The sequence below is a fragment of the Paenibacillus sp. 01T47 genome, from assembly GCF_056398245.1.
In genome coordinates this window covers 188869-205956 of sequence record NZ_JBFTPA010000007.1, presented here as the reverse complement: position 1 = coordinate 205956, position 17088 = coordinate 188869, and the positions used below count along the sequence as shown (strand labels likewise).

16 protein-coding genes and 1 pseudogene are annotated in these 17088 nt (G+C 42.0%); 6 read left to right on the top strand and 11 right to left on the bottom strand.

Features of this window, described 5'->3' with window-relative positions:
* Positions 1–82 precede the first annotated feature (82 nt).
* On the bottom strand, positions 83–436 hold the full coding sequence (locus AC1DOV_RS16715) for a VOC family protein (protein WP_477509546.1): 354 nt from the start codon (positions 434–436) through the stop codon (positions 83–85).
* Between the two features lie 214 nt (positions 437–650).
* Here AC1DOV_RS16715 and AC1DOV_RS16710 point away from each other — a divergent pair, with 214 nt between their 5' ends.
* Together AC1DOV_RS16710 and AC1DOV_RS16705 are read left to right on the top strand one after the other, a co-directional pair.
* Entirely contained in the window at positions 651–1793 is a 1143-nt protein-coding gene (locus tag AC1DOV_RS16710; RefSeq protein WP_441878318.1) for an acyltransferase, read from the top strand.
* Between the two features lie 187 nt (positions 1794–1980).
* Complete coding sequence (locus tag AC1DOV_RS16705) at positions 1981–2604, top strand: acetate uptake transporter (RefSeq protein ID WP_430056472.1); 624 nt, start codon at positions 1981–1983, stop codon at positions 2602–2604.
* 139 nt (positions 2605–2743) lie between these two features.
* Here the strand turns inward: AC1DOV_RS16705 and AC1DOV_RS16700 are convergent, their stop codons facing one another.
* The 6 genes from AC1DOV_RS16700 to AC1DOV_RS16675 form a co-directional block, all read right to left on the bottom strand.
* Positions 2744–3598, bottom strand: coding sequence for a MurR/RpiR family transcriptional regulator (locus AC1DOV_RS16700; RefSeq protein WP_441878316.1), 855 nt, complete (start codon positions 3596–3598; stop codon positions 2744–2746).
* Positions 3599–3610: 12 nt separating this feature from the next.
* Positions 3611–4510 carry an ROK family protein gene (locus AC1DOV_RS16695; RefSeq protein WP_477550504.1) on the bottom strand — a complete coding sequence of 300 codons (900 nt, stop codon included), beginning with the start codon at positions 4508–4510 and terminating at the stop codon, positions 3611–3613.
* Positions 4511–4513: 3 nt separating this feature from the next.
* Positions 4514–5203: an N-acetylmannosamine-6-phosphate 2-epimerase gene (locus AC1DOV_RS16690; protein WP_477509548.1), complete on the bottom strand. Its 690-nt coding sequence runs from the start codon at positions 5201–5203 to the stop codon at positions 4514–4516.
* Between the two features lie 209 nt (positions 5204–5412).
* A complete protein-coding gene (locus AC1DOV_RS16685; RefSeq protein ID WP_054025674.1) occupies positions 5413–5754 on the bottom strand; it encodes a zinc ribbon domain-containing protein YjdM in 342 nt (113 codons plus the stop codon).
* Between the two features lie 111 nt (positions 5755–5865).
* A complete protein-coding gene (locus tag AC1DOV_RS16680) occupies positions 5866–6843 on the bottom strand; it encodes a ring-cleaving dioxygenase (RefSeq protein WP_477550503.1) in 978 nt (325 codons plus the stop codon).
* Between the two features lie 210 nt (positions 6844–7053).
* Positions 7054–7410 carry a nucleotide excision repair endonuclease gene (locus AC1DOV_RS16675; protein WP_076266468.1) on the bottom strand — a complete coding sequence of 119 codons (357 nt, stop codon included), beginning with the start codon at positions 7408–7410 and terminating at the stop codon, positions 7054–7056.
* Positions 7411–7638: 228 nt separating this feature from the next.
* On the opposite strand from AC1DOV_RS16675, the gene AC1DOV_RS16670 reads away from it, so the two are divergent.
* Complete coding sequence (locus AC1DOV_RS16670) at positions 7639–8334, top strand: response regulator transcription factor (RefSeq protein ID WP_477550502.1); 696 nt, start codon at positions 7639–7641, stop codon at positions 8332–8334.
* Positions 8331–9992 (top strand): sensor histidine kinase, encoded by a 1662-nt coding sequence (locus AC1DOV_RS16665; RefSeq protein ID WP_477550501.1) that lies wholly within the window; start codon positions 8331–8333, stop codon positions 9990–9992. Before AC1DOV_RS16670 ends, AC1DOV_RS16665 begins: the two co-directional genes overlap by 4 nt.
* Positions 9993–10119: 127 nt before the next feature.
* Here the strand turns inward: AC1DOV_RS16665 and AC1DOV_RS16660 are convergent, their stop codons facing one another.
* A complete protein-coding gene (locus AC1DOV_RS16660) occupies positions 10120–11934 on the bottom strand; it encodes an ABC transporter ATP-binding protein/permease (RefSeq protein WP_477550500.1) in 1815 nt (604 codons plus the stop codon).
* Complete coding sequence (locus AC1DOV_RS16655) at positions 11931–13883, bottom strand: ABC transporter ATP-binding protein/permease (protein ID WP_477550499.1); 1953 nt, start codon at positions 13881–13883, stop codon at positions 11931–11933. Before AC1DOV_RS16655 ends, AC1DOV_RS16660 begins: the two co-directional genes overlap by 4 nt.
* A gap of 407 nt (positions 13884–14290) precedes the next feature.
* Here AC1DOV_RS16655 and AC1DOV_RS16650 point away from each other — a divergent pair, with 407 nt between their 5' ends.
* Positions 14291–15019 carry a LysM peptidoglycan-binding domain-containing protein gene (locus AC1DOV_RS16650; protein ID WP_477550498.1) on the top strand — a complete coding sequence of 243 codons (729 nt, stop codon included), beginning with the start codon at positions 14291–14293 and terminating at the stop codon, positions 15017–15019.
* 120 nt (positions 15020–15139) lie between these two features.
* Here the strand turns inward: AC1DOV_RS16650 and AC1DOV_RS16645 are convergent, their stop codons facing one another.
* Complete coding sequence (locus AC1DOV_RS16645) at positions 15140–15934, bottom strand: SDR family NAD(P)-dependent oxidoreductase (RefSeq protein ID WP_441878299.1); 795 nt, start codon at positions 15932–15934, stop codon at positions 15140–15142.
* 221 nt (positions 15935–16155) lie between these two features.
* On the opposite strand from AC1DOV_RS16645, the gene AC1DOV_RS16640 reads away from it, so the two are divergent.
* Positions 16156–16809: a TetR/AcrR family transcriptional regulator gene (locus AC1DOV_RS16640; protein ID WP_477550497.1), complete on the top strand. Its 654-nt coding sequence runs from the start codon at positions 16156–16158 to the stop codon at positions 16807–16809.
* A gap of 156 nt (positions 16810–16965) precedes the next feature.
* Here the strand turns inward: AC1DOV_RS16640 and AC1DOV_RS16635 are convergent.
* Positions 16966–17079 (bottom strand): annotated as a pseudogene (locus tag AC1DOV_RS16635) (SDR family NAD(P)-dependent oxidoreductase); the annotation flags it as partial.
* Positions 17080–17088: the final 9 nt, after the last annotated feature.

The following is a 17088-nucleotide window of genomic DNA, read 5'->3' as shown; positions in this document are numbered from 1 at the left end:
CGTTGTATTCTAACTGCCCATTACTTAAACGAGGCTACCGATTCATGCCGGTAGCCTCGCCATAGTGATTGTTGAGTTATAGTTACCCGTTTTTCTCCCAAAGCTCGATCAATCGACCTTCTGGATCTTCAATCCAAATAAATTTCCCAAATTCACTAACCTCTAAGTTCTTTGCAAGAGGTACTTTCATATGTTCAAGATGCTTAATAGTCTCGTCTACATTATGTACTTGGAAATTTAACAACACTTGTTGTTCTGTTGGAAAATAGCTGTCATTCTCGCTAAAAAAAGAAAAGATAGTCTCATTTCCGGATTCGGGTTTTATCATCGTCCCATTCCAATTCCCTATTTCAAGCTTCAACACTTCACTGTACCATTTTGTTATCATTTCAAGATTTTTGGTTCTCCAAAATATACCGCCAAAACCTTTTATCATTGTATCCAACTCCTGTCTGTCATTAGATTTTTAGCTATCCGATTACAGTAAATATTCGAGATTTAAATTTAAGTTCCTTTTTCAATTTCCCTGCCCGCGCACAATTTCTCCACAAACTACTACATTATATTTTTCCACTTTTGTGCTATACTAGCTTGTCAGCATTTTAGCAACAAATATTGTTAAATTATCTACTTACTCACGAGGTGCATAAATGTCTCAACCGCCAGCTAAGAAGGCGCTTTTGACTGAGCTTGAGAGCCTACGCGCATTTGGCATACTTGCTGTCATTATGATTCACGCGACATCCTCTTCAGTAGTCAATTCCGATCCTAACTCCACACTGTTTTTGATTCTTGTCCTGTTTAATACGTTATCCAAATTCGCCGTACCTCTCTTCATTCTGATCAGCGGCATATCTCTTTTCTACAATTACAATGATAAACCATTAAACAAACAAACAGCTACGATGTTCTACAAGAAACGCATCACTAAAATTATGCTGCCGTTTCTCCTATTTTCGTTTATGTATTATGCCACTATCATCTACTTCAGATACGGATTTATTAATTTCGAGCAGTTTATCTCTTATTTTCAGACTTGGGATTTTCTCGTTAAATTGCTGATTGGAAAAACCTATGCTCATTTGTATTTTATCTTTATTATTATCCAGTGTTATTTGCTCTTCCCTGTACTTTGGTATGTGATGAGAAAATGGCCGCGTCTCGTCAATTGGTTGATCACAGGCGGACTTCTCATTCAGTGGATTTATATGCTGAACGCCAAGGAAATGGGAATCAAATACGTCACCAGCGGTTTTTTCGCATACAGCTTGTACTTTTGTATCGGGGCTTATATAGGAATCAACTATACGAAATTTTATGCCTTCTGGGAGCGCAAACGCAGCAGCATTGCTTTACGAAGCACATTAATTCTAGTAGTAGCCATTTCCGGTACGCTCAACGTGATCTACTTCTTGCGTGAGGCGCAGGGAAAACTACTATTTAACGATAGCTTTTTGGTGCAAATTAAAAATGAAATTTATATTACATCGGCTTGTTTGCTGCTTATTCATCTTGCCCTTCGGATTAAGGCATCCCGCATGGAATATTTGAAATCGGTACTTATTCATCTCAGCCATGCGTCATTTGGCATGTACTTGCTGCATCCGATGTTCCTCAGATATTACCGTATGATGGATGTGAATGGGAGTCCGCTCGTTTACGGAGCATGGATTGCAGGAGGCTTCTTCCTGGCTTTAGTTGGCTCATGGATCATCGTTGCTTGGGCCGGCAAAGTGAAAGGACATTGGGTTTTATTCGGACCTATCCCCAAACAGAAATCACTCGGACAGTAGCCTAAGTCTGAATTTAAAACATTTATGTGACGCCCCTCTGCTGAAACAAGGCAAAAGGGGCGTTTTCAATAATTTCCCCCTATGCGCGCCAGATCTTTTCCGTTAAACTAGAAATTCTGGTATCGGCAGAATCAACTATACTATTGCAGGTTTACCCCTGAAAACTATTGGAGGTTTCTTTTCTAACATGCATAATGAACATCATTCCAATGTCAAAATTGTAACAGCCGACCCAAGCGCCATCGGCTTATTTGGGCTGGCTATCGTTACGCTCGTAGCTTCCTCACAGAAGCTCGGCTTAACTGACGGTCTAAGCCTCGTTATTCCATGGGCGATTTTTCTAGGCGCCTTTGCTCAGCTCTTTGCTTCTATTCAAGATGCAAAACATAACAATACATTCGGTATGACCGCCTTTGGCGCTTATGCTTTCTTCTGGATGGCGATGGCTGGCAGTTGGCTGATCAAGCTCGGTGTGTTCGGCGCTGAGCTGGCTGCAATCGCAGATAGCAAGCAGCTTGGTTTTGCTTTTGTCGGTTATCTCATTTTCTCGCTGCTGATGACTATCGGAGCAGCGGAGACCAATAAAGTATTATTCTTCATCTTCGTTCTAATTGATTTGCTTTTCCTTGGACTGAGCTTCGATGCATTCGGAGTAGCACCAGACGTGTTCCACGCACTAGCTGCCTATGCTGAGATGGGTATTGCTCTCCTATCGCTATATGCCGCAGGCGCAGCTGTACTGAACACCCATTTTGGACGTGTGTTTCTGCCAATCGGCCGGCCTTTTGGCATCTTCAAGCCTCGTTCATAATCGGAATCTCATCATTATACAATGTTAAAGCCAGCCGCTCTTCGTGCCGATCCGCGATAGAGCGGCTTTTTCTATGAAAATCAAAAAGAGGCAGAGTGCTTAACGATCGCACTCTACCTCTTTTTGTTCACCGTAAGCTTTATAGCAATTTCACAGCTACCGACGCAGCGGTGCTTTCCTTATTCCTTATTGAATCTTCATAGGTTCTCTTGAAATATTCCACATACAAAACATCGAGCAAATAAAGCTGTGAAATCTTCGCAGATAATGAGCCGCCCTGCAGAGGTCCTTCATTCGCTCCGCATAGCAGTGTCAGATCAGAGTAAGAGGTCAGCGGCGACTTAACGAACCTCGTAATCGAAATGACGGTAGCACCGCTTTCTTTGGCCCTTTTCGCTACTTCAATCGTATCCTTTGTAGAACCGGAATAAGAAATAACGACAGCGACATCCCGTTTCGTCATTAAAGCCGCTGACATCATCTGCAGATGCGAATCGATGCTGCATTCCGTTTTGTTTGTGATACGCATAAATTTGATTTTCGCTTCCATTGCCGTCATTAAGGAGGAGCCTACGCCAAAAAATATGACCCGTTCCGCTTGGAGCAAATGCTCAATCGCCTGATCCATTTTTTCGTTATCGATTAAGTTATAGGTCTCGTTCAATGCACTTATGTTGGATGACAGCACCTTAGAGGACACTTGATCCATCGTATCATTCATCAGGACCTTGTCCGTAAGCTGCGGTATTTCGTTTTCCGCGGTGATGCTATGTGCAAGGGCAATCTTAAAATCCTGATACCCTTTATAGCTTAACGACCTGCAAAACCGGAATACGCTGGACTCGCCCACTCCACAGTGATCTGCAAGATCGGTAATCGACATGTAGACGACACCTTCCGAGTTTTCCAGAATGTAGTCTGCTACTTTCCTTTCGGTATTCGTCAGGTTGTTGTATTTCGAATGAATCGTTGTAAAAATATTGATAGTGCGCAACCGATCACCTCCCTAAATCCTGTCCATTCCGCGTAGAAATAATGATGCCGCACCTAATAAGCCAGCTTTATTTCCAAGAGAAGCCTTTACGATGTTCACACCCGCAAAGCTCTCCATAATTAATGCTTTGGTTTGTTTCTCAACCATTCGAACAAGCTCATCCTGCTCCATCACTCCGCCTCCTACAATAATAGCAGGTGGATTGAAAATATGAATGAGTGAAGCCAAACCCGCGGATACTTCGGTCGTCCATGCATGCAATATTTGTTGTAATGGTTCGTTTCCTACCTGTATTTTATCAAAAAAACCTTTTCCGTCTACAATTTCAGGATCAGCTTCTTGGGCCATTCGAATTAAGGCTGTTGTTGAGGCATAGGTTTCATAAAATGATTTGCACGTGCCGCCATTCGTTTGCGACAATGGACGGGTAAACATATGACCGAATTCAGCAGCTGAGCCGCTCGCACCACGATAGATTTGACGATTCATGACGATGGCTCCGCCAATCCCCGTCCCAAACGTTAAGCATAAGAAATCAGTAAACGACTTTGCCGCTCCAAAACACGCCTCGCCTAATGCAGCTGCATTCACATCATTTTCAACCTTCACAGGCTTATGGAACCGATCCTCTACGATCTCTCTGACCTTCATGCCTGTATAGCTTGGGATATTCTCATTGGCATACAAGATGCAGCCCTCATCTGCGTTCACTTGTCCGGCCGTACTAATAGCGACAGCATCAAAATGCTGATATGACTCCATTTGGGAAAGCAGCTTTTCCATGAGATGCTTGCCGCCCATATGAGCTTCGGTCGCATACTCCTTGAACTGAGTGATATGGCCTCGTTCATCGCAAATGCCTATCTTCGTATGGGTACCGCCAATATCTGCCGCTAAAATGTTCATTCCCATGGGCTATTCAACAGCCTTTACGAATTTTTTGGTTATTTCCATCGGTCTTGTAATGGAAGATCCCACTACAGCTGAATAAATCCCTTGGTCAAATAATCGTTTTAGTTCCTCAGGTGTTGAGATACCGCCCTCCGCAATAATCGGAACGGATATCGTATTCACGAGCTTCTCTATCAACTGAAAATCTGGCAAAACATTATCTTTTGTTGCTTCCGTATAGCCGCTAAGAGTCGTCCCAATAATGTCAAACCCTAGCGCAGCAGCCTCGATAGCTTCAGCATAGGTCGAGCAATCCGCCATAAAGAGCTGATCTTTATACTTTTTTCGTAGTAAAGGAAATAATTCCGATATCGTTGATCCGTCCGGCCTCACACGATTTGTTGCATCCATTGCAATGATATCCACGCCTTCGCGGCAAAGTTCATCCACTTCCTTCATCGTAGGGGTGATAAATACGGAAGAGCCCTCATAATCCTTTTTTATAATACCGATGATCGGTAGATCTACCTGCTGCTTAATTTCCCTAATATCCTCTACGCTGTTGGCACGAATTCCTGAAGCTCCGCCTAAAAAAGCTGCATATGCCATTCTCCCCATAATAAATGGACTATGAAGCGGTTCATCCGGCAAGGCTTGGCAGGAAACGACCAGCTTTCTTCTTATCCTATCAAGTACATTTCTATTTGTATTCATTGGACTCCACTCCGCTGCTGTTTTTATTTACTCACTGACTGCCGCTGCCATCTAGGCAAAATCAACATATCATAATACCCTCATTTTGTAAATTAATTTCACCACTATTTAATTTATGAAAATTATTTTCGCCTAAGCATCAATAAAAAGGCCCGATAAGCTCTAAAGAGCCAATCGGGCCTCGCCTATACATGAATTAAAAGCAAATCCTAAATCTTCTTAACAAATTCCGACTTCAATTTCATAGCGCCAAAGCTATCGATTTTGCAATCAATATCATGATCGCCTTCAATTAGGCGGATGTTTTTTACTTTTGTGCCTATTTTGATAACGAGCGAGCTGCCTTTAACTTTAAGGTCTTTAATGACCGTTACAGAATCACCATCGTTCAGCACATTTCCATTCGCATCTTTAATTATTCTTTTATCTTCATCGTTATCGGATTCTGATTGTAAGCTCCACTCATGACTGCATTCTGGACAGATTAGCAGACTGCCATCCTCATACGTGTATTCAGAATTACATTCCGGGCAATTTGGCAAACTAGACATAAGTTCATGTCCCCCATTCCTTATTATACATTCAAGTTCTCCTTGAAGTTGCCTTACAAGTATAGGGGATATTGTCCAATCAATCCACTACCTCTGTCTATTTCTGAAGCATTATTCTTTAATAAACTCCTTCGTACTGCGAACCGTATCGATTGGACGAACTAATTTTTCGATTTCTTCACGCTTAGGCTCTAGGAAAGGAGGCAGCGATAATTTTTCACCAAGCGTCTCATAAGGCTCATCACCCATAAACCCTGGACCATCCGTTGCAAATTCGAATAAAATTTGCGGAGCCACTCTAGCGTACAACGATTCGAAAAAGTGACGGTTTACATAGCCGGAAGACGGCAATCTGAAGCTCTCTAGGCGCTCAATCCATTCATTTAATACGCCGCGGTCTTCTACACGGAATGCCACGTGGTGAACGGTGCCAAAGCCTTGATGCGCTTGTGGAAGCACAGCATTGTATTCCACAATAACTTGAGCTCCGTTTCCGCCTTCACCAACCTCAAATAGATGGAATGAGCCGTCTTGGTCAATTTCTTTGAACAACAGCACTTTCTCCAGCATCGTTTTGAAGTTCTCGAAATTAGAAATGCGAATGAAGATTGGTCCTAAACCCGTAATCGCGTGCTCTAACGGGATTGGTCCTTTTTCCCAAGGCACTCCTGAAGCTATCCCTTTATTATTTTCATCCGAAATCAATTGATAGTGTTGGTCATCAAAGTCAACGAACGAAAGTGACTTCTTGCCAAACATCTCTTGAATACCGGTATGCGTCACATCTAGACGGTTGAATCGCTCTACCCAGTATTGCAAAGCCGCATCATTCGGAATGCGGAATGAAGTTTTTGAAATTTCATTCGTTCCATGCACGCCCTTCGGAATATGTGGAAAATCGAAAAATGTCATGTCAGTGCCTGCGTTGCCTTTATCATCTGCAAAAAACAAGTGATACGTTTGAATATCGTCTTGGTTCACCGTTTTTTTCACTAATCGCATACCTAACACGTTTGTAAAAAAGTCATAGTTGCGCTCTGCACTGCTTGTAATTGCCGTAACGTGATGGATACCTTTTAATTGATTCATTATATATTCCTCCATTCAATTTTAGCTTTCCCGTGGTTCATGAATACAAATCATCTTCTAAAAAAATCTTTAATTTAATTATCTTTAATTTAAGATAAATATAACAGGTTTACTTTTCGATGTCAACAAGCCGGCATCTCACCCTAAACAAAAAAAACAATAAGCCTCGTCCGAATGACTGCGCTCATTGCTTTGTGTTTGTCGATCTATTTATTTAAAGAACACTTTTTCTACATTGTATTTCGCTCTGAATTTATTAATAAGGTATGTTTCGTAGATCTCGCGATCAACCGAATCCTCATTAACATAAACCTCAATTTTAGTAACCTCATTGCGATGATTTTTCATGACGGATACGGAATCCTCAAAATGTTTTTTGATACGGGGTCTTAGCTTCCGTGCCTTGCCGACAAACAGCAGCTCGTCCTTATCGTTGTAAAACATAAAGAAACCGCCATGCTCCCTTGTAATCAGGTGAAAATCAGTAAAGCCATAAATATTGCTCAGCTGTGGATTAACCTGCTTGGTTATGGTTACGTCCGGCGCCGGAATCGTTATGTTGATCATAATGGTTCACTTCCTTCTTAGCGTATAGGTCTATATACTATCATAAAACGACAAATGAAAACCATTAGCAATGCAAATTAGGGGCGAATGAGCCGGTATATAGGGCAGCATTGCGTTTACAGGATCATTTCCTCCATAATGGTGGTAATTAGTGAGCTCAAACAATATGAATCATAATGCCCCTATGACAGTGCAATGACAAGGGCTAAAGAGGAGATTGAATCCAATATGGTGAAACAGCCCTTAATACTCATCGTTGAGGATGAGCCTCGCATGCGGGAGCTTGTTGCAGATTATTTGGAAGAAGAGGGCTACCACATCATACAAGCAGCAAATGGCTATGAAGCGTTAGAGCATGCTCGCCATACGCCGCCTGATCTCGTTGTGCTTGATATTATGATGCCCGGTATAGATGGTTTTGAAGTATGCAAGCAGCTTCGCAGTCACTCCCAGACTATAATTGTTATGCTAACGGCTAGGTCAGAGGAAGAAGATAAGTTATATGGCTACGAATTGGGTGCAGACGATTATGTAACTAAGCCATTTAGCCCCAAAGTATTGATCGCAAAAATTAAAGCCTTATTAAGCCGATGGCATGTTCATGATGGGGTCGCAGAGCTGAAGAAGCATCATGATTTGGAAATTAATGAGCAAGCCCATGAAGTTTATCTTTACGGCAAGCTTCTCGAATTGTCGCCAAAAGAATACGAACTGCTGCTGTTCTTCTACCAGCATCCAAATATCGTATTAACAAGAGATACTCTTCTTGATCGCTTATGGGGGATCGATTATTTCGGCGATGCCCGTACAGTCGATACGCAGATTAAACGTCTACGCAAAAAACTAGGAGACAAGGCTGATTACATTCAAACCGTGCGCAACAATGGTTATAAATTTCAAAAACAAAACATGAGGTATTTATGAAGAGAGAGCGATTGGATTTCAAAATATTTTGGGTGACCTTGGTCGCTTTGATGTTATTTATCATCTTATGGATGGTGCTCCAGACTAAATTTTTCGGAACGTTTTATATCGAGCAGAAGTCGAATGAGCTATCTCAGCAGATGGAAAGCATTTATCATAAGTATGCATCCGGTGTTTACGATCTAAACGTCAAGCCAGAAGAGGTCGTCAGCTTCGAACAACGCTTTTACGGTGTAACAGCCACGTTGTACAAGCAAGGAAGTAAAATCGACGTGTATGCTGGGGGCTACAAAGCCATTCCTGCTATACCTGTGACGCCTTCCATCATCCTTAATAATGATTACGATCTATCGATTCAACTCGATCCCGAGCCTTACGTCCAGCCTCATCTGAATGATAAGAACATTAGAAGCCAACCCCTCGTACCTGCAGCTTATGTTAATCCCTACAGTAATCGGCTGTCAGACGCCATGAGCATTTGGCTGCAAAATAGCGACCGATTCAGCACACTATCCCAAACAGGACATGTGAGCGTAACGAAAATATCATCCTTTAATGCTGATAACGAAAACATGCTACTTGCCGCAGTGAAGCTGCCGAACACAGTAAACCATAGGGGTGGAGATGCGTATTTGATTGCGCTGGCTACACTCCAGCCTGTCGGCGATGCTGTTCAAGTTATGAGCCGATTTTATATGTATTTTTACGCGCTTGCTGCCATCCCTATTTTACTGTTTGCTTATTTCCTTTCACGCACCATTACATTGCCGTTGATGCAGCTGAACAAAGTAGCAAAGCGTCTGGCCAAGCTCGATTTCACAGCATTCGTACGTATGAACCGGAAGGATGAAATCGGCCAGCTCGCGGGAACGATGAATAGCCTTGCCCTTAATCTGCAGCAAACGATGGCCGAATTGCAGGAAGCGAATATGAAATTACTTGATGATATCGAGAAAGAAAAGCAGCTAGAACGCATGCGCAGGCAATTCGTAGCAAGCGTATCACATGAATTAAAAACACCGGTCAGTCTAATCCAAGGTTATGCAGAAGCGCTCCAAGACAATGTAGCAAACGGACTGAAACGCGATAAATATACGGCCGTGATTATCGAGGAATCGGAGAGGATGGCCCGTCTTGTCGCCGATTTGCTGGATCTATCCCAATTAGAGAGCGGCCGGTTTGCACTGCAATGGTCAACGGTCCCGCTTTATGAAACGGTCCAATCGGTACTAACGAAAATGGCTCCACTCTTGCATGAGAAATCCATTCGTCCTCAGCAGATTGGACTAGATGCTGAAGAACTATGGGTGCGATCAGATCGGCAGCGGCTGGAGCAAGTGCTGATCAACCTGCTTGGTAACGCTATACGCCATACCCCCGTTCAAGGACGTCTTGAAATACGTATAAAGACCGAACAGTCATCCGTACGTGTAGCGCTTAAAAATGAGGGCACGCCTATTCCCGAAGAGGATCTGCCTTATATTTGGGACACTTTCTATAGAGCTGACCATTCAGGCAGCCGTGAGCTTGGAGGAACCGGCATCGGCTTGTCCATCGTAAAAGCGATTTTACAACGACATGAAAGTGAGTACGGCGTATTTAATGAAGAGGATGGTGTCACATTTTACTTAACCCTTCCTCTTCGGGATCATAATTAACTCAGGTCATTTAGCTGAAAATATAACAAAAAAACAGTCTAAACCCCTATCATTCAGGAGTATAGGCTGTTTTCGTTTGCAACACGATATTGCCTTTTAACATCACTAAGTATTACTTCGTAATCCTTTATTTCCGAAGAGCATCCGCCGGCTCAGCAGCAATTAGTTTCCGACTAACAATCGTACTCATTAAAAGAATAATGATAAATGTTGAAATGACAGTAATCGCAATTTGCAGGGCTTGTATGATCATTCCGCCCCCTAGCAAAAGACTATATACATAACTGATGACGAAAAACATTCCAATACTAAGAATTGTTGATGTACTAGCTAAAAGGATGTTTTCAGCAGCTAATATCCCCCTGATCCATCCCTTGTTGTAGCCGAGAGCTGCTAAAATTCCGATCTCACGGTATCTAGCGTTTGTTTGTTTAGCAAGCAGTACAATGCTAATAAAAAATGCGATGGATAAAATAAGAATGGACACAGCAAGAAAAAGCTTCTTTACGCTGTTAAAGGTTTTCTCTAGAGCAGCGACTTGCTCCACAGCCGTTTTGGTCGTTATGTTTTGTTTTTCCAAACCCTCTGTTACCGGCACAATATCCGAAAAGCTTGTCGCATCATAAGAAACTGAGAATGGCTTCTCTCCTCTCTCATGCTCATACAGTGATTTCTCCACATCGGAGCTGATGAAAAAATCATCATAACCTGCGTTATAGATACCGCTGATTGTGAGAGGGAAACTTTGTCCGTTATATTTTAGCGTTATTTTTTGGCCAATGAGCTCACGAATATTATCGGTAAGTTTTCTCCCTACACTTGGCGTAATTGAAATCTCGTTCTCCCCATATCTCGGCATTATGCCGTATGACATATTTTCAGTGGCTCTTGGCATGGGTATTTTCTCTTTAAAGCTAACGATCCCTACACTTAGAGTAAGTGCTACGTCCTTGAGTACATATTGATAATATACATTTTCAATTCTATGATCCTGGCTTAATAGCTTGAATGGATCTTGTTTCTCATTTAACGCGATGTATCCATTATTGAACGCGGTGTTTTTGTCTTTAAAATCAGTAATAGACTGACTCATGATGTTGCTGGATGAGAGTGAGACAACAAACAGCGCAATTCCTATTGCAATGACCAAGCTAACTGCTATATAACGAAATAGCCGCACTCTAAAATTTTTAACGGCACGTTTCCAAAAGGAAACCTGGGCACGGTTACTCGTATGCTTTGCTTTGATTTGCTTTTGGACTATCGTTTGTTCTGCTGATGTTACTTGAGATGAAATAACATGTATTTTCCCATTTTCAATAGACAAAACTTCATCAGCCCACGAACATATCTTTTTATCATGGGTAATGACAACGACCAGCCGATCCCTTGCCACTTCCTTCAAGATATCCATAATTTGATTAGCTAACTCACGATCAAGCGCTCCAGTAGGCTCATCTGCAAATAATATTTGTGGATCATTCACAAGTGCTCTCGCTATCGCAACGCGTTGCTTCTGCCCCCCTGATAGATTTTCTACTTTTTCTTCTGCCTTCGTTTCGATGCCTAACTCTTTGATTAATGCAAATACCTTATCACGGTTTTCATGCGCTGGTTTCCCATTCAACTCAGCTGCGAGTAAAATATTTTCCATAACCGTATAGCCGCTTATTAAATTGTAACTTTGAAAAATAAACCCGATATGGTTTTGACGGAATTGACAAAGCTCTACTGATGTCATTTCTGTAATTTTCTCATCGCATACCGTAATGTTTCCTTTGTAATTCATATCGAACCCTGCGAGCAGGTTCAATAATGTACTTTTCCCACTGCCTGATGCGCCAAGAATACAGGTAATCCCTCTATTCCGAAACGTATATCCTATACGGTTTAAAATAGTTTGGTCACCATATTTTTTTGTTACCTCTTCTAAAATAATCATGCTCTGTCACCTGACTTCAACGATTTAAATGTATTGACAGTCCCAATCACCATCGTCGTTATCAAGCTGCAAAACCATGCAATGAGGATAATCAGGCCCGCTTCTATAGCATATGATTTGGCTTCCAAAACACCCGGCGAGCCAGTAATTGAATTCATAGCCATGTTGATGAGTGGTGAGGCCAACACAAATAATACAAATGCCGCTAAGCTAACAAACAAGTATTCCACGAACGTCATTTTTGTTAGATCGCTATTCCTATAGCCGTTTATTTTGAAAATCGCATATTCTCTTTTACGCATAGCTGCTGTCATAAACGAAATGGCAAGCGAAACGATTAGAGACAGAATGCTAATGACAATGACAGCTGAGCCTGACTGCTCTTTCGCCTGAGCATTTAATCGAACCATATCTTCGACCAGTTCAAATCTGCCATTCGGCACAATTCCCATCGCCAGCAGCTCGTCTTTCAATGAAATCATGTCCTCGGCGCTATTTGCTCTCATCGAGAAATTAGACGTTTTGGATTTCATGTTCGCCTGTTCGCGCAGTTCAATAACCGATGATTTACTGAAAAAGAATGAGTCGTTTACTGGATACTCCTTAATCTCACCGTTAAACTCTACCACAGCTGTTGTATCCGCTACACCAACAATTTTGACAGTCGTACCAACTGGCTTTTCAACTGGCTCACCGGAATCCCAATTAAAAAGCGTCCCACGGAGGTCAATCGTTTTGCCGATGAGATCATTATTGGAAACGCCTAAAACATCTGCCAAGCTGTTTGAGACAACCACTTCATTATGATCACCCGTAGGCATTTTACCAGCTATTAGCTTTTTGAATACAGGGACATTGTTTGAGCCCTCAATCTTGTGCTCCTTGCCATCTAAGACTACCGTAATATTATTCACTGCCTGGGCAAATACCGCGTGCTTCACACGTTCATCATTTAAGTATTTTTCATAAAGACCTGCAATGTCCTGATCCACATCGACATTTGGCTTTTGCTCTTGATCAGACTCGCTTGAACTGCCTGCGCTTATAAATTTAGATGCGATCTCAATATCAAAAAGGCCCTCGCCAATCGCAGCGTACAATTCATCAAAGCTGTTTTGACTCGTGTTTTGTATACGGCCTGATGTATTCATTAATAGGAAGCTTGTCGATACCAATATGGCAACAACCAACACCGCGTATCTGCTTATTTTACTCTTTATATTGGTCATTGAGATTGCCATGGTCCGCTTCACAGATAATGCAGGTTTTGCTGTCATCGGAGCTGGTTTTGGCTTAGCTTGTTCGACTTTCGTTTCCAACACGAGCTCACCTTTATCAAACTCAAAAACACTGCTGTTATCGTCAAGCATCGAGCTATCATGCGTGACGATAATGACTGTACGCGTTTTGGCGATTTGCTTCAATATATTAATAATTACACTGGCTGATTTCGGGTCAAGCGCGGCTGTGGGCTCATCAGCAATAAGGACCTCAGGATTTTTCATAAGCTCTCTTGCTATAGCCACCCGCTGCTTTTGACCGCCAGATAGATTTCTGACCTTCTGCTTTGCGAGCTCATTAATTTTAAGCTGCTTCATGAGCTGAGTTATTCGTTCACCTGAAATGGTATCGTTTAAATAGAGAGGCATTTTTATGTTATCCAATACCGATAAATCGTCGATCAAATTAAATTCCTGCCATACGATCCCGATTTTTTTATTGTGATACTCACTCTTATCCTTTTGGCTGAGCGTTTTTAGATTTTGCTTTTTGTAATAAGCCTCGCCTTTAAAATCCTGGTCCAAGCCAGCTAATATTTTGAGGATGGTTGTTTTCCCGCTTCCTGATGCACCTACGATAAAGTTAAGCCCACCCTTGATTTCAAGAGATATATTTTTAAGTGCATATTCCTGGCCGAATAATCTGGATACATTATGAATTTCATACATGTTTATTTCTCCTATCTTTCCTTTATTATTGATGGCAGTTTCTATACTATAAGGGGTCAATGTGTCATTCAGGTGGCGGTGCGGCAATAAATAGGACGAGATATGCAGCCCAATACAAATTTTGTTTGATGCATAGAAACAATGAAAAGAGCGTCAGCAAATAATCTATGTTTCACCATAGGTTATCCGCTGACGCTCAATTGTTTATAACGACTTATTTATTATCGATTAAATAAATGAATTGCACGAGGTTATCGTTCACTTTGCAGGCCATAATCAGCATGTAGTATCCCTTGTCCTCATACGTGCAGGGTTTACAGTGATAAATATAGTCAATAGCCCAATCGCATACTACTTTCTTTACGTATAGTTATTAGGTGAATACCTATATTAAGGAGGCAACACCTATGTTCTATTCGATTCCTTGGATATCAGATCCACGGCATCAACCCTCTTTCTTTGCAAGAAATGCTGCTTATCCAGGTACTTATCCTTATAACCCATACACATGGCAGACGAATTATATCCCCTATAGGCAAACGCCTACTCCATTTTTTAGAATGAAATGGGGTAACGTACAAAGTAATACATGTATAAGTAAAGCCGAAGTAGAATTAAACCAAACTTTCCGAACGCTCTGGGAGCAACACGTCGCTTGGACGAGGATGCTCATTATTAGTATTGTGGAAGGCTTGCCTGATGAAGCGTTAGTTACCGAGCGTCTCCTCCGTAATCCCACAGACATGGCCTCCGTTTTTAAATATTATTACGGAGATACGGTAGCTTCTCAGTTTGACCGTTTAATGAGAGAACATCTTGTTTTGGCTGCACAGCTCGTTAAAGCTGCGAAGGCTGGCAATAATCAAGCAGCTGCGGAAGCAGAAAAGAAATGGTATGCCAATGCAGATGAAATCGCTGGCTTTATGAACAGTATCAACCCCAATTGGCCGAAGTCAGCCTTGGAGAACATGCTGCATGAGCATCTTCGCATGACCAAAGATGAAGCCGTATTTCGATTATCCAAAAATTATGAATCTGACATCGAAGCCTTTGATCAAATTGAGAAACAAGCACTGGATATGGCGGATGCATTTACAGCTGGCATCGTCACACAATTCCCCCATGCATTTCAATAACTAACGGAATGTGAATATAAGCCGGCTTATTTGTTGTTAAAAATGAGAGAGCACCCGCTTGGGTGCCTTTTCACTTTAAACAAATAAGTTCTTCCACCACAGATAACGAACTTCACATTTTTATTTTAAAAGTACACGCGGACGCAGCATCCGCTCCACAATACGAAGCATTTGTTTGCTTGTTAAAAAACGAGATGCTTGAGCTGTTATGAAGTTTTTGATCCCAGCAACAGCATAAGGCCGACCAGCCTCTAATGAGCGAAGCGCCACTTGTACAACATGTTCTGGCGTATCGCGCTTTCCGACAGATGCCTCTTCTGCTCCTACAACGCTGAAGAATGGGGTTTCCGTTGAACCTGGACATAAAGCAAGAAATTGGACACCGCGTTTGCGGTTTTCTTCCCAAAGCGCCTGTGTAAACGACAGTACAAAAGATTTGGTCGCTCCATACACCGCCATATACGGATCCGGTTGAAATGCTGCAGTAGAAGCTACATTAATGACGATACCGCTCCGTTTTTTAAGCATATCCGGTAAAAACAAATGAGTAAGATCCACAACTGCAACTACGTTGAGCATCACTTCTTCATGTACTCGGCCACTAGGCAACTGATCAAACCATCCATGGCTAGCAAATCCCGCATTATTAATTAATATATCTATGCTAAGTCCACGTTTTAGGCATTCTTGATATAGCTTCGCGGGCGAGCCTTCTTTGGATAGGTCTGAGACGATAACCTCCGTTTGAATGCCATGTTTCTTGCTTAGTTTCTCAGCTAAAGCAACGAGCTTAGATTCCGAGCGTGCGGTTAAGATCAAATGGCTTCCTTTAGCAGCCAATTCATGAGCAAACGCTTCTCCTATACCCGAAGAAGCACCTGTAACCAGTGCCCACTTGTTTTGTACTTGTATCATTGTCTCAACCCTCTCAGATATTAAGTTTTCATATAGAAACATTGTTTCCTAATGAAACCATTGTATTTAATTACCCGCTTAATGTCAACTTACTGATCAAAAGTCATGATTGTTGTTAACGCGGCACCCATTTTAGTTGGTGTTATGTAATTGAAAATAGTAAAATGAATGTCAGGAAACATCGTATCTCGAAAAAATTAAAGGTCTGAGGGTGAAGTTAGATGAACAATCCTTCCGATATGCCTTTCACAGATAACCGTACTGTTAAAACCTATCAGGAAACGAGACTGCAGCATACCGAGAATTTAAGACAAAACGTTGTAGAGGCAGCTGCAAGTATTTTGCAGGAACATGGCCCAGAGGCGGTTACGGTTCGCCGAGTTGCTGAGAAAATGGAATGTTCCACTAAAATCATTTACAACTTATTTAATAACAAAGAAGGTTTAGCTAAGCAATTATTTTTGGAAGGCTGCAAGCTGTTAGCCAAGTCCTTTGACTCGGTGCCAAAACAAGCAGACCTAGAGAAATATCTTCATGACTTGAGTGAAGCTTATTGGAGTTTTGGACAATCCTATACAAGCTACTATATGTTGATGTTTGGCGGAGCTTTTAGCGAATTCAAACCGGAAGAGGAAAGTTTAAAAGCGACGATAACTGCTTTGCAACAAGTTATAAACACGATCGCTGAGGCAATAGAGCTAGAACTGATAGCCGAAAAAGACCCGATACTTGTTGTTCATGTGGTTTGGGCTTCATTACACGGAGTCATCCACCTTTACTTAGGTGGTCATATTCAAAGTGAAGCGATGGCGAAAACATTATATGACAGGACGGTATCCAATTTAATTCAGACGTTCTTTCGGCACGCTAGTTGATTAAAATAATACCTTTCTCTATTTAAGACTAGACAAAAAGTAAGGGCACCCGCGCTTGGGTGCCCTTACTTTTTAATTTATCTCGCAGTAGCCCCGCCATCGAGAATGAATTCTGCCCCCGTTGAGAAAGATGATTCATCGGATGCCAGAAAAACGACCTGCAACGGAGGAGGCATTGATGACCGACCCGCCGCCTGTCTTCGCCATAAGCGGCATAACATGCTTCATCCCAAGAAACACGCTGGTGACATTGATGCTCATCATGCGATTAAACTCTTC

Excerpts from the sequence above, each read along its gene's own strand:
- AC1DOV_RS16640 (WP_477550497.1), top strand. The coding sequence starts at position 16,156 with ATGAACAATCCTTCCGATATGCCTTTCACAGATAACCGTACTGTTAAA.
- AC1DOV_RS16715 (WP_477509546.1), bottom strand. The coding sequence starts at position 436 with ATGATAAAAGGTTTTGGCGGTATATTTTGGAGAACCAAAAATCTTGAA.
- AC1DOV_RS16690 (WP_477509548.1), bottom strand. The coding sequence starts at position 5,203 with ATGAATACAAATAGAAATGTACTTGATAGGATAAGAAGAAAGCTGGTC.
- AC1DOV_RS16645 (WP_441878299.1), bottom strand. The coding sequence starts at position 15,934 with ATGATACAAGTACAAAACAAGTGGGCACTGGTTACAGGTGCTTCTTCG.
- AC1DOV_RS16670 (WP_477550502.1), top strand. The coding sequence starts at position 7,639 with ATGGTGAAACAGCCCTTAATACTCATCGTTGAGGATGAGCCTCGCATG.
- AC1DOV_RS16660 (WP_477550500.1), bottom strand. The coding sequence starts at position 11,934 with ATGATTATTTTAGAAGAGGTAACAAAAAAATATGGTGACCAAACTATT.
- AC1DOV_RS16675 (WP_076266468.1), bottom strand. The coding sequence starts at position 7,410 with ATGATCAACATAACGATTCCGGCGCCGGACGTAACCATAACCAAGCAG.
- AC1DOV_RS16695 (WP_477550504.1), bottom strand. The coding sequence starts at position 4,510 with ATGGGAATGAACATTTTAGCGGCAGATATTGGCGGTACCCATACGAAG.
- AC1DOV_RS16705 (WP_430056472.1), top strand. The coding sequence starts at position 1,981 with ATGCATAATGAACATCATTCCAATGTCAAAATTGTAACAGCCGACCCA.
- AC1DOV_RS16650 (WP_477550498.1), top strand. The coding sequence starts at position 14,291 with ATGTTCTATTCGATTCCTTGGATATCAGATCCACGGCATCAACCCTCT.
- AC1DOV_RS16680 (WP_477550503.1), bottom strand. The coding sequence starts at position 6,843 with ATGAATCAATTAAAAGGTATCCATCACGTTACGGCAATTACAAGCAGT.
- AC1DOV_RS16685 (WP_054025674.1), bottom strand. The coding sequence starts at position 5,754 with ATGTCTAGTTTGCCAAATTGCCCGGAATGTAATTCTGAATACACGTAT.
- AC1DOV_RS16665 (WP_477550501.1), top strand. The coding sequence starts at position 8,331 with ATGAAGAGAGAGCGATTGGATTTCAAAATATTTTGGGTGACCTTGGTC.
- AC1DOV_RS16655 (WP_477550499.1), bottom strand. The coding sequence starts at position 13,883 with ATGTATGAAATTCATAATGTATCCAGATTATTCGGCCAGGAATATGCA.
- AC1DOV_RS16710 (WP_441878318.1), top strand. The coding sequence starts at position 651 with ATGTCTCAACCGCCAGCTAAGAAGGCGCTTTTGACTGAGCTTGAGAGC.